This window comes from Allokutzneria sp. NRRL B-24872 (assembly GCF_002155965.1).
Lineage (GTDB): Bacteria > Actinomycetota > Actinomycetes > Mycobacteriales > Pseudonocardiaceae > Allokutzneria.
The window spans coordinates 1-544 of sequence record NZ_MUMH01000463.1 but is presented as its reverse complement, the minus strand read 5'-3'; the positions used below and the strand labels follow the sequence as shown (position 1 = coordinate 544).

Below are 544 nucleotides of genomic sequence, written 5' to 3'. Positions count from 1 at the left end.
CGACCACCTGCGCAGCCCGCTCATCCTGCGGCTCGTGCACGCGGGGTCGCTGACGGCGAAGCAGCGCCAGTCGCTGCTCGAGTCGGCCCGGACCAGCTACGGCCAGCAGCTCGACGACGCGAAGGCGGCCACCAAGGCGGCCGACGGGCCGTACGAGAAGGCCGTCGCCGAGTTCGCCCAGGCTCAGGCCAAGGCCGCGCTCAAGCTGCTCGACGCCATCCCCGCGGCCTGAGGTTCGCGCGCCCACGACCGGTCCTCGCAACCGGTCGTGGGTTTTGCCGTAACCTTGACAAACGTGAGTGATGAGTTCGACGCGGCACTAAGGGACCTGGCCGGCAAGCTGACGCAGATCGAGTCGGTGATGAACCTGGACGCCCTGCGTGCCCAGGTGGCCGATCTCGAACAGCAGGCTTCGAGCCCGACGCTCTGGGACGACCCGGAAGCGGCACAGAAGGTCACCAGCCAGCTGTCCCACCGGCAGGGCGAGCTGCGCCGGGTCGGCGACCTGCGCCAGCGGCTCGACGACCTGGGCGTGCTGTACGAG

Annotated in this window: 2 pseudogenes; both read left to right on the top strand. The window is 69.9% G+C overall.

Features of this window, described 5'->3' with window-relative positions:
- Positions 1 to 232 (top strand): annotated as a pseudogene (locus CCN37_RS38700) (PadR family transcriptional regulator); the annotation flags it as partial.
- Positions 233 to 295: 63 nt separating this feature from the next.
- A pseudogene (gene prfB, locus CCN37_RS38695) lies at positions 296 to 544 on the top strand (peptide chain release factor 2); the annotation flags it as partial.